Source organism: Sutcliffiella sp. NC1, from assembly GCF_027594365.1.
Taxonomy (GTDB): domain Bacteria; phylum Bacillota; class Bacilli; order Bacillales; family Bacillaceae_I; genus Sutcliffiella; species Sutcliffiella cohnii.
Genome location: NZ_CP115153.1, coordinates 755,709 through 770,736 on the forward strand (window position 1 = coordinate 755,709; position 15,028 = coordinate 770,736).

At 36.0% G+C, this 15,028-nt stretch carries 12 protein-coding genes; 7 read left to right on the forward strand and 5 right to left on the reverse strand.

What is annotated here, in order from left to right:
* Positions 1–68: 68 nt before the first annotated feature.
* On the forward strand, positions 69–812 hold the full coding sequence (locus tag O1A01_RS03820; RefSeq protein WP_270065594.1) for an SDR family NAD(P)-dependent oxidoreductase: 744 nt from the start codon (positions 69–71) through the stop codon (positions 810–812).
* A gap of 369 nt (positions 813–1,181) precedes the next feature.
* Here O1A01_RS03820 and O1A01_RS03825 read toward each other — a convergent pair whose 3' ends face one another.
* Positions 1,182–1,298, reverse strand: a complete 117-nt coding sequence (locus O1A01_RS03825; protein WP_270065595.1) for a type II toxin-antitoxin system Phd/YefM family antitoxin — start codon at positions 1,296–1,298, stop codon at positions 1,182–1,184.
* Positions 1,299–1,508: 210 nt separating this feature from the next.
* On the opposite strand from O1A01_RS03825, the gene O1A01_RS03830 reads away from it, so the two are divergent.
* From O1A01_RS03830 to O1A01_RS03855, 6 genes are all read left to right on the forward strand, one after another.
* On the forward strand, positions 1,509–2,564 hold the full coding sequence (locus tag O1A01_RS03830; RefSeq protein ID WP_270065596.1) for a flavin-containing monooxygenase: 1,056 nt from the start codon (positions 1,509–1,511) through the stop codon (positions 2,562–2,564).
* Between the two features lie 43 nt (positions 2,565–2,607).
* Entirely contained in the window at positions 2,608–3,432 is an 825-nt protein-coding gene (locus O1A01_RS03835) for an EcsC family protein (RefSeq protein WP_066416360.1), read from the forward strand.
* A gap of 462 nt (positions 3,433–3,894) precedes the next feature.
* On the forward strand, positions 3,895–6,138 hold the full coding sequence (locus tag O1A01_RS03840) for an EAL domain-containing protein (protein WP_270065597.1): 2,244 nt from the start codon (positions 3,895–3,897) through the stop codon (positions 6,136–6,138).
* Between the two features lie 326 nt (positions 6,139–6,464).
* A complete protein-coding gene (locus O1A01_RS03845; RefSeq protein WP_066416361.1) occupies positions 6,465–8,006 on the forward strand; it encodes a spore germination protein in 1,542 nt (513 codons plus the stop codon).
* Entirely contained in the window at positions 8,003–9,094 is a 1,092-nt protein-coding gene (locus O1A01_RS03850) for a GerAB/ArcD/ProY family transporter (protein WP_270065598.1), read from the forward strand. The genes O1A01_RS03845 and O1A01_RS03850 overlap by 4 nt, the downstream gene beginning before the upstream one ends.
* Positions 9,091–10,206, forward strand: coding sequence for a Ger(x)C family spore germination protein (locus O1A01_RS03855; protein ID WP_270065599.1), 1,116 nt, complete (start codon positions 9,091–9,093; stop codon positions 10,204–10,206). The genes O1A01_RS03850 and O1A01_RS03855 overlap by 4 nt, the downstream gene beginning before the upstream one ends.
* A gap of 40 nt (positions 10,207–10,246) precedes the next feature.
* Here the strand turns inward: O1A01_RS03855 and O1A01_RS03860 are convergent, their stop codons facing one another.
* The 4 genes from O1A01_RS03860 to O1A01_RS03875 form a co-directional block, all read right to left on the reverse strand.
* Positions 10,247–11,542 carry a TRAP transporter large permease gene (locus tag O1A01_RS03860; protein WP_066416372.1) on the reverse strand — a complete coding sequence of 432 codons (1,296 nt, stop codon included), beginning with the start codon at positions 11,540–11,542 and terminating at the stop codon, positions 10,247–10,249.
* Positions 11,542–12,027, reverse strand: coding sequence for a TRAP transporter small permease (locus O1A01_RS03865; protein WP_270065600.1), 486 nt, complete (start codon positions 12,025–12,027; stop codon positions 11,542–11,544). Before O1A01_RS03865 ends, O1A01_RS03860 begins: the two co-directional genes overlap by 1 nt.
* Positions 12,020–13,024 (reverse strand): TRAP transporter substrate-binding protein, encoded by a 1,005-nt coding sequence (locus O1A01_RS03870; RefSeq protein WP_066416375.1) that lies wholly within the window; start codon positions 13,022–13,024, stop codon positions 12,020–12,022. Before O1A01_RS03870 ends, O1A01_RS03865 begins: the two co-directional genes overlap by 8 nt.
* Before the next feature lie 166 nt (positions 13,025–13,190).
* Positions 13,191–14,858 carry a ribonuclease J gene (locus O1A01_RS03875; RefSeq protein WP_066416382.1) on the reverse strand — a complete coding sequence of 556 codons (1,668 nt, stop codon included), beginning with the start codon at positions 14,856–14,858 and terminating at the stop codon, positions 13,191–13,193.
* Positions 14,859–15,028 lie beyond the last annotated feature (170 nt).

Below are 15,028 nucleotides of genomic sequence, written 5' to 3' on the forward strand. Positions count from 1 at the left end.
GTAATTTTTCGAGGGGTACGATAGTTATGTAAAGTAATTTAATTTTTAAAAAATTGGAGGAATACATCATGGGTAAATTAGACGGTAAAGTAGCTATTATTACAGGGGCAGCTCAAGGTATGGGTGCTATGCATGCTCGTAAATTTGTAGAGGAAGGTGCGAAAGTAGCGATTACGGACCTTAACTTAGAAGGTGCACAAACACTAGCTGATGAATTAGGAGAAAATGCAATCGCTCTTAAATTAGATGTATCTAACGAAGAAAACTGGATAGAAGTTGTAGCAAAAACAGAAGAAACATTTGGTCCTATTAATGTGTTAGTAAACAACGCAGGGATCGGTATTTTCAAAACATTAGAAGAACTAACTGTAAAAGATTTCGAGTTAACATTCAAAGTGGACGAGCTTGGTGTATTTTTAGGAATGCAAAAAGTACTTCCTTCTATGAAAAAAGCTGGCGTAGGTTCTATTGTTAACATTTCATCTGTAGATGGTTTAGTAAGCGCACCAACGGCTATTGCATATAGTGCTTCTAAACATGCTGTAACTGGTATGACGAAAGGTGCAGCTACTGAGCTTGGTCAATATAACATCCGTGTAAATTCCGTACATCCAGGAATCATTAAAACACCGATGGCTGACCAACCAGATGTGGAAGAATATTTAAAACAGCTTGAACAAGATATTCCACTAAGAAGAAGAGCAGAGGTAGTAGAAGTGTCTAACTTAGTTGTGTATCTAGCTTCTGATGATTCTAGCTATTCAACTGGAGCTCAATTTGTAGTAGATGGCGGAATGATTTCTGACTTATAATAGATGAAAATAACTCATTATTGGAAAATAAAAGTTATTATTGTTTGCCTATTCCATTAACTAGTGCCTTAAGTTCAATAAAAACTTAAAATAAACATAGGACCACCTATATAAACTGGTCGATTAGTAGCTAACATGGAAAAATAAAGTACTTAAAATCTATACCTAAGAAGCAGAGTTTTAAATACCTGCTCCTTAGGTTTTTTAATGTTTAAATTATTTATCGGACAATTCAGGAAAATTTTTATGGGTATTGAACGTTCCGTGACAAACGGGGAAGTAACCCTACATTTTCAACCTTTGTTCTTGAGCATAGGTTGTTCTATTGGATTCTATATTGTAATAAACAAATTCATAATTATGGGTGTACTATATAGTAAGCTTAGCAATTTCTGTTCCGTTACGCGTAATAATAATATCCTCTTGAGTAGCTAACATTAAATATTTTCCAAAATTGTTTTGCAGTTCTGTGGAATTAACTTTCACATTTACCATCAACCTCCTTTTAGCTAATTGGCAAAAGGCGAATGAGAGTACTTTTGAACAGCTTCAAAAAATAAATAATTTCCAAAAATTGTGTGGACGCGGAACCTGTCCCTCTGTCCCACCCGGAACCTGTCCCTCTGTCCCAATTTTGCCTTTTCGTATATAATAATATTCAAATGGATGTTTGAATGTGGTGAGGTGGCAATATACATGAACGATTACGATGTAGTTATTATTGGTGGCGGTCAAGCGGGTCTTGCGATGGGATACTATTTAAAGCAACAACAGTTTTCTTTTATTCTACTAGATAAAAATGATCGAATAGGGGATTCGTGGCGGCAGCGATATGATTCTTTAGTTTTATTTACTCCAAGAAAATATAGTAGTCTCCCAGGTTTGGCGATGGAGGGAGTGGAAAATGATTTCCCGACGAAGGAAGATATGGCAACATATTTAGAAAACTATGTAAACCATTTTGAATTACCGGTAAAAGGAAATACTGAAGTGAAAAAGCTTAGGAAACAAGATGGTGCTTTTCATATTGAAACGAATAATGGAGTCTTAAGGTGTAAGCAAGTGATCGTCGCAACAGGTGCTTTCCAAAAATCGTATATACCCGTAGTCTCTAACAGTGAAAACCAACCGCTTTACCAACTCCACTCTTCACAATACCGTTCACCAAAGAACATTCCCGGAAACTCGGTGCTAGTAGTTGGCGGTGGAAATTCTGGAGCACAAATTGCGGTGGAACTTTCTAAGGAGAAGAACGTAACAATAGCTATAGGACATCCGTTCAAATTTTTACCTTTGCACCTATTCGGAAAAAGTATTTTTAGTTTGTTAGATAAGCTTGGGTTACTTTATGCTGGCGTTGATACATGGAAAGGGAAATGGTTTCAAAAGCAGAGTGATCCGATATTTGGGAAAGAATTAAAAACATTGCTTAAAAACAAAAAGGTTCTTATAAAGCCGAAAGTTGTTTCAGTAACGGGCAATGAAGTATTGTTCGAAGATGATAGTAAAGAAGTTTTTGATAGTATCATATGGTCAACGGGCTTTGTTCCATCGTATGATTGGATTCATATAGATGGTGTACTTTCAGTAGAGCAAAAACCTACCCATACTAGAGGAGTTACGGAAGTAAAAGGGTTATATTTTTTAGGCTTACCTTGGCAATACCAGCGTGGTTCTGCACTGATTTGTGGTGTTGGAAGGGATGCTGAATATTTAGTTTCGTTTATTGTTAGTTTGCAAGGAAGTAATTAAGGACCGAAATTAATGCTGATGCCAGAAAAGGAGAGTTAGCGGTATGGAAACAAAAGATCAGCTTTTAAAAGAATTAAAAGTTATTGAGAAATGGGAGAAGAAACAAAAGGGGCTATGGTTTTGGGAAAGACTTGGTCGTCTTCCATTTAAGCTCCTAGACCGTGTGACACCACAGTTTATTCACAACAAAATAGGGCAAGCCCTAGATGAGTTAGGTAGTTATTTACAAACAGGTGGAAGCTATTTATCTAGTAAAAAGCATATTTTTAAAAGGTATGAAAAAAACGGAGTCGAGGGTGAAGAGGTAACACTCGAATATATTTCTCAATTACCGATAAACGTCATGGATGAAGTGAGTGATCAATTGATTCAGTCGAGAAAAAATACAGCGATGACACAAGGAGCGACAACAGGAATTGGTGGTATTTTTACTTTGGCGATAGATATTCCACTTCTGATTGGGATGTCGCTAAAAACGCTACAAGACATCGCGATTACATACGGATATGATCCTAATGAGAAAGAGGAGCGTATTTTCATTGTGAAATGCCTTCAGTTCGCTTCATCCGATATTGTTGGAAAAGAAGCTGTTTTGAAGGAACTATCCGCTTATTCAGATCCTAACGTAGCAGCGAAGGATGATGCGATCTCTCAAATTCAAGGCTGGCGTGAAGTAATGATGACATACAGAGATAACTTTGGATGGAAAAAATTATTTCAAATGATTCCGATTGCTGGTATTATTTTTGGTTCATTTATTAATAAATCGATCATCTCTGATATTGGTGAAGTCGGAAAAATGTTGTATAGGAAACGTCGAATAAAAGAAAAGCTGGAGCAGTTAACGAAAGATAGTGAGGTTATTTAAGATAGTTGTCTCCTTAAAGGAGTGAAAGAAATGGAGCCACACCTAATAAAAAAATGGCATTGCGATGATTGTGATGAACTGTTTTATACAGTGGTTAACAGACAACCAGAGTATTGCCCTTATTGTAAATCTTTGCATCTATTTGATTCGGAGGTTTTAAGAATAGGTAGTAACTAAGAATAGAGACAGAAAAAGATGCGTGTTAAAAGCTATTAAAAATGTGGATGGGGAACTTATATGTCTGTGCTAGTTATTGAGTTTTATTTAACAAAAAGTCAGTAAGGAGGTAGGCACCACCTTACTGACTTTATAAAATAATTTCCAAAAAATGTGTGGACGAGGAACGCTGTCCCTCTGTCCCACCCGGAGCTGATTACTTGAAAACTATTTTTCCAGTGTTAAAATATACTTAAATTAAATATCTTTAATTCGAGATATTTTGGATTTAAGGAGAGTACGAGTATGACTAAATGGATGATAGACGAAGCACATTCCACCGTTGGATTTGAAGTGAACCATATGATGATATCAAAGGTAAGAGGTCAATTTGATTCTTTTACTGCAGATATTGAAGCGGATGATATTTCGGATTTAACAACTGCAAAGATAGCGTTCACTTTTGAGGGGGACAGTATAAACACTCGTAACAAAGAACGTGATAAACATTTAAAATCAGAGGACTTCTTTGATATCGAAAATTACGAAACGATTGACTTCGAATCTAATACTATTATAAAAAATGGTGATAGTTATAAAGTAACCGGTAACTTAACGATTAAAGCAATAACGAAACCAATAACATTTGATGTTAACTTCGGAGGGAAAGCGATAAGCCAATGTGGAATAGAGGTTTACGGTTATGAAGCAGAAGCAACCATTAACCGTGAAGAATTTGGCCTCACTTGGAATGCAGCACTAGAGACTGGCGGTGTACTAGTCGGTAAAGAAGTGAAAATAATAGTTGAATTAGAGTTAAACGAGCCAACTAGTTTATTCTCAAGAGAGAAAAATCTAGTTGAAAATCTGAACCAAGTAACAGGAAACAATGACATCTACCGGATGATTGCTGAAAACTTAACAGACCTTGTTGTGATTATTAATAAAGGCGGGGATATTCAGTATGCTACTCCATCTTTTAATACGGTGCTAAATTATGACCTTTCATTACTTCAAAAGAGTAATTTTTTTGAGAAAATACACGTGGATGACCGAGAAATCGTTGAAGCTGAGATTAAAACGTATTTTAGTAGAACGATAAAAAAGGCATTAAAAAGTGAATTTAGACTCCTTCATGAAAAAGGAAATTATGTGGATGTTGAGGCAAATATCATTAGTATGAAGAAAAACGGATATATACTAATCTCGATGCGTGATATTAGTGAACAAAAAGAAGTAGGAAAAGCGATATATGAGTTAGCATTTCATGATTCTTTGACACATCTTCCAAACCGACGTTCGTTTATTAATCAACTTCGTGGTACAGTCTTGGATCGAAAATTTTCAAGGTCTAAACTTACTGTATTTTTTATAGACCTGGACAATTTTAAGCAGATTAATGACCAATGGGGACATGATGCAGGTGACCTTGTACTGAAAGAAGCTGCTAAAAGAATTCAATCTGTTATTCGTCCGACAGACATAGCGGCTAGATTAGGTGGGGATGAATTTGTCGTCATGTTAAAAGACGTGCAAGATGAAGAAGATGCAATTACGATTGTCCAAAGGATGTTAAATCAGTTTCAAAAACCTATTAACATATCTGGTCAAGACTATACACTTTCCTGCAGTATTGGTGTTGCACACTATCCTGATCACGGAGAATCTTCAGAAGATCTAATCAAGAGTGCGGACACAGCATTGTATTATGTGAAAGAGCGCGGTAAAAATGATTTTATGATTTATGATCAAACGATGGAACAACAATCTTTAGAACGTCGTATACTTGAAAATGCATTAAGACAAGGGATTAAAGAGGAACAATTCTACATAGAATATCAACCGAAAATGAACATGTCTACTAATGAGTTAATTGGCATGGAAGCGCTAGTAAGATGGAAGCATCCTGATTTAGGAGTTATTTCACCAGGTAAATTTATACCGTTAGCAGAAGAGACGGGATTAATCGTTCCGTTAGGAGAATGGATTCTTAGAGAAAGTTGCAAGCAAGCACTAGCATGGCGAGACGAGGGGTATCCACCGTTAATACTATCCGTAAATATTTCGGTACGTCAGTTGGAGGATGTACATTTTGTAGAAAAGGTTCAAACAATTTTACATGAAACACGATTAGACACAAAATGGCTGGAATTAGAGGTAACGGAAAGTGTATTAGCAAATGATAAAAGTACTATTTCTATTTTAAAAGAACTTCAAAATCTAGGTATCCATATTTCTGTCGATGATTTTGGAACAGGCTATAGTTCTTTGAGTTATCTTAAAGAACTCCCAATTAACACATTAAAAATCGACCAGTCGTTTATAAAGGATATTCATACGAATAAAGCAAGTAATGAAATTGCTAAAGCCATTATAAACTTAGCACACTCCATAGGATTAAACGTTATTGCAGAAGGAATTGAACTAAAAGAGCATGTGGATGAACTTAGTAAAGATGGATGCATACTTGGACAAGGATACTATTATAGTAGACCGTTAAAGGTAGGAGCATTTGAGGATTATATGACTAATATTCATGAAGCGTCATAGGTTGGAGTAATCGCCTGTATAATGTGAGGATGAAAGGTAATTCCAAGCATGACCTCTATGAGTACTGATTATTATAAGATCAATCATAATAAAGGGTATATGAAGTATTCGAGACACTCTGTTATTGGGTGTCTTTTTTGTGTGCTCGCGACATGGATCGGGATCTCTACAAGTTACCAAAAGGATAAAGATGCTTCTCTATTTCCAAAAAATGTGTGGACGCGGGACCTGTCCCTCTGTCCCGCCTCTGTCCCATGGAAAAAAATGAATGGTTTTCCATTAAAAGATGCATAATAAAATATCATATATTAGGTGGGAATTCTTTCATGATTTTTTTCCGGAAATATAAAAAAATGCAAAATTCCTCTCAACAAACGAATAACAATTCTCAAACTCAAAAATCAATTAGCTCTGAATTAATGGACAATGTTACAGAAATTAAGTCTATTTTTTCTGATACCCCTGATCTCGTTATTAGACATATAGTTATAAAACAAACAGATAGTAAAGCTGCGTTAATATATTTGAGTGGTATTACAGATAGTCAAACAATTTATAATCATGTGCTGAGCCCACTGTTATTTGAAGAAAATAAAGAAAATAACGAAGCAGATTTAAAGGTATCGCTTGGCCATATTAAAGAGGTAACGAAGTGGCAGGAGATTGAAACTGCCATTTTAAATGGCGAATGCGTCTTATTTGTAGACGAATATTCAGAAGCTTTTATTTTCGGTACGCCTGATTTTCCTAAAAGGTCTTTGGAAGACTCGCCTCTTGAATCGACCTTATCTGGTGCACATGTTGGGTTTACGGAAAGTATTGCTGATAATATTGGGTTAATACGTAAACAAATTCGTAATCGCGAATTGAAGATAAAGGAAATAACTGTTGGGGAACGAGGGAAATCAAAAGTATCTATCCTGTATTTAGAGGATGTTGCTAATCCAGAGGTGTTGCAGGAGCTTGAGACACGCATCCAAAAAGTTGATGTGGATGGTATTATAAACTCTGGCGTTCTTACAGAATTCATTGAGGATAATTCCTACTCTCCTTTTCCACAATTATTGTTAACAGAACGTCCCGATTTTGCAGCCTCAGAAATTCTTCAAGGAAGAATCGTGACAGTAGTGGACAGATCACCGAATGTTATCATCGGGCCAACAACCTTTGATTCATTTTTCAGAACGATGGATGACTATGGCTCTCGCTGGATTGTAGCTTCTTTTGTTCGATTGTTGAGGTATTTCGGTTTCTTTATAGCAATCCTGCTACCTGCATTTTATATAGCGATTATTTCCTTTCATTTTGAAGTAATACCGTTGAAGTTACTATTTTCTATCGGTGTATCAAGAGAAAGAGTTCCCTTTCCTCCTTATCTCGAAGCATTTATTATGGAATTTACTTTAGAAATGCTAAGAGAAGCTGGGATTCGCTTGCCAGCTAAAATTGGACAAACAGTTGGCATTGTTGGTGGTATTGTAATCGGTCAAGCGGCAGTAGAAGCAGGAGTTGTCAGTAACATCATGGTTATTGTTGTAGCTATAACAGCGATCGCTTCTTTTATTATCCCTAACTATGAAATGAGCTCTGCGATTCGAATAGTCCGATTTCCGATGATGATACTTGCAACGTTATTTGGGTTTGTAGGAATTGTTGCTGGGATAATGATACTAATCGCACATTTCATTTCGCTAGAATCATTAGGAACTCCTTATAGTAGCCCAATTGCACCATTACGTTTTAAAGATTTAAAGGATGTGTTTATTCGTTTCCCAGTATGGTCTGTCGAAAAACGGCCTTTAAGTACACAAGCAGTTCAAAATAGAAGAGCGAATTCAAATCGTCCAAAGGGTGACGAAAAGGGATGAAAACTAATAAAATAACGTTAATGCAATATATTTTTTTAATTCACGGTGTACAAGTAGGTGTTGGTCTATTAACACTACCATGTGAATTAGCGGAAAAAGCCGGTACAGATGGTTGGATTACAATTATCCTTTCTTGGCTTCTACCGTCAGCAGTTAGTTTAATCATTATACAAGTGATGAAAAAAAGACCGGATGAGACAATTCTAGATCTAGTTACCTATTACTTTGGGAAATGGGTAGGGAAGGCAGCCACTATTCTGTTTGCCTTATATTTTGCAGCATTAGGTAATTTAATTTTTATTAGAGAAGCTATCTTTATTCAAGCGTGGATTTTACCTCGTACGGAACTATACATTTTTATTTTACTGTTATCCCTTCCTACCTATCTAATTGTAAAAAATAATATTACGGTGTTAGGTAGGTATTCAGAGTTGGTTTTTTTCATAACAATATGGATCCTGATTGCCTATCTTATTCCGTTGAACTATGCGAACTGGCTTCATTTACTTCCGGTCGTAAAGGAAGGGTGGTTGCCAATTGTTTCTTCTATACGTACAACCATTTTTTCTTTTATAGGTTTTGAAGTTGCCTTTTTCCTATATCCATTTTTGCACAAAAAGGAGAAAGCATCTCTCGGTATCGTTATTGCGAATACGATAACGATGCTTTCATTATTAATGATCACGTTAGTAGTTTATCTGTTTTTTAGTCCAGATGAAATAACAGTTTTTAATGAACCAGCAATCGTTATTTTAAAAATTATTGAATTTACATTTGTTGAACGGCTGGAAATAATCATATTTTCCTACTATATATTTGTTATTTCAACAACCGTTTTACCCCTAATATTCTTTGCGGTGTATTGTTCAAGTCAGTTAGTTGGCAAACAAGATCATAGTAGACATTTGCTCTTGTTTTTAATACTTCAGTTTTTAATTGTTCTGTTAATTCCTCCTACAGTTGAGAGAAATGCGATACTTCGAGAAGGTATGAATGTAGTTAGTTTTGTTTTTGCGTTTGTTTTTCCTATATGCATATGGGTGTATGTCTCGTTGCATGGCGTACTAAAAAGGGGGATAAAAAAATGAAACGTATATTTCATACCATTTTTGTAAGTGTAGTTATACTTTTACTATCTAGCTGTGGAAGGCCTATTCCAATAGAAGATTTAACAATTGCTTTAATACTTGGTGTAGATATAGATGAGGAAAATAATTTAGTCATATCCGAATCTAGCCCTGTGTTCTCAGAAGACGCTCCGAAAAATATCGCAACGTATGAAGTGAAGGCTAAAACAATAAGAGAGTCTAGGGAACTTTTTAATGTGAGAGCGACAGGAGATGTAACTGCTGCTAAAATTCAAGTTTTTTTAATTGGTAAACGAGTTCTAGAACAGGACAATTGGTTTTCAATGCTAGATACTGTATATAGAAATCCAACCTTTTCTATTAACACAAGAGTTATAGTAGTAGATGGTCCAGTAGCTGACGTTATTTTCTACGAACCGGATAATAAACCACCGCTACCTTTACATTTGAAGGGACTTATTGATAAATATACAATGCGAACGACTGATGTTATTATTACTTTTCAGGAGCTGCATCGGCAAATGTACGAAAAAGGGCTTACCGCCTTTATTCCAGAATTAATAAAAGACAATGACTTAAGATTAAATGGACTAACATTGTTAGATGGAGATGGAAAATATGTAGACAGTTTATCTATTAATGAAAGTTTACTTCTTCTAGTCCTAAAGGGAGAACAAAAACATGAACTAACGCTTACTTTTCCGGTCACGTCTGTAGAAGAGGACGGTGGAATCTTTAATCTTAACGAAATAAGTATTGCGTTTAGTAACATTAATACAAAAGTAAAATCAAGTTATAAAGATGATAAATTTTCCTTCGACTTTAACATTAAAATGAGAGGAAGCATTGCAGAAAGATTATTTGTAACGGGTTCAATGAAAGAAGATGAATTGAAGAAGATGATGGAAAAAGAATTAAAATCTCAATTCGAAGATCTTATAAACAAAATCCAAGAAAACAAAATTGATCCGACTGGACTTGGATTGTACGCAAGAGCTTATCATTACGAACAATTTAAAAAAGTAGAAGACAATTGGGGAGAGGCACTTGCGGAAGCTAATATAAATGTTTCGGTAGAAGTGGAAATAAAATCACCGGGTGCTGTTAAGTAATATAAAGGGAGTCAAAGCTTTAGCTCTGACTCCCTTTATATTATAGCCCAAATAAATTCGGTAAAAATAACGACAATTGTGGAATGAACGCTACTAATATTAGTACGACAATGACCGCTGCAAAGTATGGGAGTAATGTTTTAATTACTTCCTCAATTTTAACGTTTGCAACGCTACATCCTACGAATAGAGCACTTCCAACTGGTGGTGTCATGTTACCGATACATAGCGCGAAACAGACGATCATACCAAAGTGGACAGGGTCCATACCGAAGCTTGTCGCAACTGGTAAGAAAATCGGTGTGAAAATAAGAACTGCTGGAGTAATATCCATGAATGTTCCAACTAAAATCATGATCAATAGCATAATAAGAATGATACCAATTTGATTATCCGTAATAGATAATAATGATTTACTAATTGCTTCAGGTAAGCCCATATAAGACATTACTAGGGAGAATAAGGCCGAAGCCGTAATTAAGAAAAGAATCATCCCTGTAATTTCAATTGTTTCTTTAAAAATGCTAGGTATATCTTTTATTTTTAGTCCTTTATAGATCATAGATAGGAGGACTGAGTAAAGTACCGCTACTGCAGCACCTTCTGTCGCTGTAAAAATACCGCCAACAATTCCACCGATAACGATTACAATTAGTAATAAACTTGGAATTGCACTCCAAACGATATATAACGCATCTCTAAGAGAAGGTAAGTTAGAAACAGGGTAGTTTTCTTTTTTCGCCATAAAATAAGCAACAATCATAACTGCTATTCCCCATAGTATACCAGGGATGTAACCAGCCATAAATAGAGCTGCTACTGATGTTCCACCACTTACTAAAGAATATACGATTAGAACGGAACTAGGCGGAATAATTAATCCAGTTGGTGCAGAAGCAATATTAACTGCTGCAGAGTACGTTCTTTTGTAGCCCTTTGCTGTTTGCATTGGTGTCATAATACGTCCCATTGCGGCAGCAGAGGCAACACTTGAACCTGCGATTGCTCCGAATAACATGTTTCCAACGACGTTCGTATGTGCTAAAGAACCAGGTAATTTTCCAACTAGAAGTTTAGCAAAGTTAACGAGCCTGAATGCAATTCCACCATTGTTCATAATGATTCCGGATAAAACGAATAGTGGGATCGCCAACATTGTAAAGTTATCAATACCTGTTACCATGCGCTGTGCTGATGTTAAGATTGCTACATCAAAAGGTAGCACAGCTAAAAATGTTATAACTGAACTTAAAATAATTGCAATTGCAATTGGTGCTCCGAAAATTAAAAGCAAGAAGAATGTTGTGAATAAAATAATCCCTGCTACCACTTCCATTAGCCATTCACCTCTTCTGTCTCTTTAGTATCCTTCGACATTAAGCTTATAATTGTGTAAATAATGATAAACAAGCCGCTTGTCGGTAGGGCAGCATAAACCCATGCCATTGAAATCCCTGTTGCTGCTGCCGTTTGTGCAGACGTTAGAAGGACAATTTTTAAGCCGCCATAAACCATGAGAATGGAGGCGATTCCTAAAATAATTAAATCGCTTACTTTTTCAAACGCTCTTTGCACTTTCCGATTAAATTTTTCACGGAAAAATAGAATTCCGATATGTTTCTTTACTCCAAATACGTACGCTGCCGTTAAAAGACCGAACCAGATGAGTAAATGTCTTGTTAACTCTTCTGTACCTGGTGAAGATATATTAAAAACGTATCTTGCTAGTACTTGCCATATAGACAAACTAACCATCATAACTAATAAGGAAGAAGAAACAGTTATAAGAATTTTGTCTATTGCACTTTTTAGTTTAGTCATTGCCTATGTTCTCCTTTATTAAGTGATAAATATCCTTTGTTTTCTCAGCTTCCGCATATTTTTTGTGCATTGGTTGTACAGCATCGATAAAGGACTGTTTATCTACTTCGATAAATTGAACACCCATGTCATTTTTCGCTATATCTGTCTGACGTTCAATTGTTTCAGCCCAAACATCCTCATGATAAACAGTGGATGCTTTTGCTGCTTCTTGGACGATTAGTTTCTCTTCTTCAGAAAAATTATTAAAACGGTTCGCATTCATAATAAGCATATCTGGTACAATTTGATGACCTGTGTACATATAATACTTGGCAACTTCTCCATGGTTGTTACCTACTAATGCGGTTTCATTATTCTCCGCAGCATCAATAACTCCTGCTTGTAGTGCTGTATAAACTTCACCATAAGCCATTGCTGTAGGGAGACCACCTAAAGCATTAATCATACCAACGCTTGTCTGACTTGGTTGTACTCTAACTTTTAAACCTTTCATATCTTCTACCGTCGTCACTTCACGGTCTTTCGTATAAAGATTACGAACTCCTGCATTATAGTAAGTTAAGCCGATAATACCGATATCTTCTGTTTTGAAATATAGATGATCTGTAATAGTTTCGTTGTTCATAGCTTGTTCGAATTGCTCATAGTCTTCAAAAAGGTAAGGGAGACTGAAAATAGAATAATCTGGTTCGAATCCTTCTAGTGCGCTAGCGCTTACTTTTGCTATATCAACAGCTCCTGACTGTGTTAGTTCCAATACTTCACGTTCACTACCTAATTGAGCATTAGGGAAGATTTTAACTTTTATATTTCCGTTAGAATTTTCTTCTACAAGTCTACTGAATTCTACTAATGATAAATGAACGGGGTGGTCTAACGTTTGGTTGTGGGCGATTCTTAATTCAGAAACGCCTTCTTCTCCACTAAGATTTAAACAACCAGTAAGCATTATCATTGTAAGAAGAGAGACGATAATAAAATAAGACTTTTTCATGTTGAATTCCCCTCCTGAAATCGATTCCAATAATTAGTTTGTTTAGTGAATTAACTAATTTGCACTTTCTAAATTACATGCTATGTAATCATATGTCAATAGAAGTATTTGGAGATTTTTTTTATAGAAATTAGAGGAGCAAAACGATGTTTGCTCTTCTAATTGTTTAAATTTCAATGATAATGGGGATAATCATTGGCTTTCTTTTTGTTTTTGAAAATAAAAATTGACCAACAGATTTTTTTATCGATTGTTTTAATATATTCCATTGTCGTCTTTCCTCATTTTCTAAGTCATTTACTGCTTGCTTTACTAGTTTGTTCACTTCCCTGAGGAGAGCATCTGATTCTTTTGCAAACACAAATCCGCGAGTAATGGTATCTGGTCCAGAGATGATTTTTTGCTCTGATCTACTTAGTGTAATAACCGTAATGAGCATTCCATCTTCAGAAAGTTGCTTACGATCACGTAATACGACAGAACCGATATCTCCAACACCTACTCCGTCAACGAACGTATCACCAGCAGGAATCGTTCTCGTCTGGCGTGCAACTCCATGCTGAATATCCATCACTTCTCCATTTTTCATAATAAAAGTATTGCCAGGCTCAATGCCGACCGATTCTGCTAATAACCGGTGGTGGTGTAGCATTCGATATTCGCCATGAATTGGAATAAAATATTTAGGTTTCATAAATGTTAACATTAATTTTAAATCTTCTTGGTAGCCATGTCCGGAAACGTGCATACCTGTTGAGCTTCCTGATCCATAAATAACGTGTGCTCCTAATTTGAATAGGTTATCGATGACGCGTGAGACATCTTTTTCGTTACCAGGGATAGGGGATGCTGCAAAGATAATAGTATCGTCAGCATAAATATTAACGTCTCGGTAATTTCCAGTCGCTAAACGTGCAAGGGCAGCATTCGGTTCACCTTGACTACCAGTACAAAGTATCGCTACTTTTTCTGGAGGTAACTGTTCCACTTCTTTTGCATCCATTAACATCCCTTCCGGAATTGTTAAATACCCTCTTTCCATCGCAACAGAAACAACGTTCACCATACTTCTTCCTAATAGGGCAAGCTTTCGATTTGTGTTTTTAGCAGCATCTACTACTTGCTGAACACGACTAACATTTGATGCGAACGTGGATACAAAAATTTTCCCAGTTGCTTTCATAAATGCCTCATTCATATGGCTTGCTACCATTTGTTCCGATGGAGTTAGGCCAGGGCGTTCTGCATTCGTACTTTCTGATATTAAAGCTAAAACACCCTTATCACCAATACGAGCCATTTTATTAATATCGACTTTTTGATTATCAGCAGGAGTTAAATCAAATTTAAAATCTCCTGTATGGACTACATTTCCTTCCGGAGTATGGAAAACAATCCCTAAACAATCAGGAATACTATGACTCACTCTAAAAAAGGAAACACCGATAGTACCGAATTGTAATTCAGAATCAGGAGTGATTGTCACTAGCTCTGTATCCCTAAGAAGTCTATGTTCCTCTAGTTTTAACTCAATTAACCCTAATGTGAAGCGTGTTGCATAAACAGGAACATTTAATTTTTTAAAAAAGTACGGAATCCCTCCAATATGATCTTCATGTCCATGCGTGACGATTAAAGCTCTAATTTTGTCTTTATTTTCTTCCAAGTATGTAAGATCCGGAATAATTAAATCGATACCTAATAACGTTTCATCCGGAAATTTCCCACCACAGTCAATGACGATAATGTCATCGGAGTACTGCACAACGTACATGTTTTTGCCAATTTCATTCATTCCGCCTAAAGCAAAAATGGATAGAGTATTTTCGTTCATATTAAATTGGCTCCTCCTTGCGTATATTCTTGCCCCTTAGTATGTCCTTATGGAAAAAATATTTTCAAAAAAAGTAAAACACTAGAAGACATGCAATAGGTAAATTACGGAATAAGTATTAGGAAGATAGACCCCGAAATTGTCCAATTCAGTAGTTTATTCCTGTTTAA

Bases quoted from the DNA above. Each gene is read 5' to 3' on its own strand.
- O1A01_RS03820 (WP_270065594.1), top strand. From the start codon at position 69: ATGGGTAAATTAGACGGTAAAGTAGCTATTATTACAGGGGCAGCTCAA.
- O1A01_RS03870 (WP_066416375.1), bottom strand. From the start codon at position 13,024: ATGAAAAAGTCTTATTTTATTATCGTCTCTCTTCTTACAATGATAATG.
- O1A01_RS03855 (WP_270065599.1), top strand. From the start codon at position 9,091: ATGAAACGTATATTTCATACCATTTTTGTAAGTGTAGTTATACTTTTA.
- O1A01_RS03835 (WP_066416360.1), top strand. From the start codon at position 2,608: ATGGAAACAAAAGATCAGCTTTTAAAAGAATTAAAAGTTATTGAGAAA.
- O1A01_RS03860 (WP_066416372.1), bottom strand. From the start codon at position 11,542: ATGGAAGTGGTAGCAGGGATTATTTTATTCACAACATTCTTCTTGCTT.
- O1A01_RS03850 (WP_270065598.1), top strand. From the start codon at position 8,003: ATGAAAACTAATAAAATAACGTTAATGCAATATATTTTTTTAATTCAC.
- O1A01_RS03865 (WP_270065600.1), bottom strand. From the start codon at position 12,027: ATGACTAAACTAAAAAGTGCAATAGACAAAATTCTTATAACTGTTTCT.
- O1A01_RS03830 (WP_270065596.1), top strand. From the start codon at position 1,509: ATGAACGATTACGATGTAGTTATTATTGGTGGCGGTCAAGCGGGTCTT.
- O1A01_RS03845 (WP_066416361.1), top strand. From the start codon at position 6,465: ATGATTTTTTTCCGGAAATATAAAAAAATGCAAAATTCCTCTCAACAA.
- O1A01_RS03875 (WP_066416382.1), bottom strand. From the start codon at position 14,858: ATGAACGAAAATACTCTATCCATTTTTGCTTTAGGCGGAATGAATGAA.
- O1A01_RS03840 (WP_270065597.1), top strand. From the start codon at position 3,895: ATGACTAAATGGATGATAGACGAAGCACATTCCACCGTTGGATTTGAA.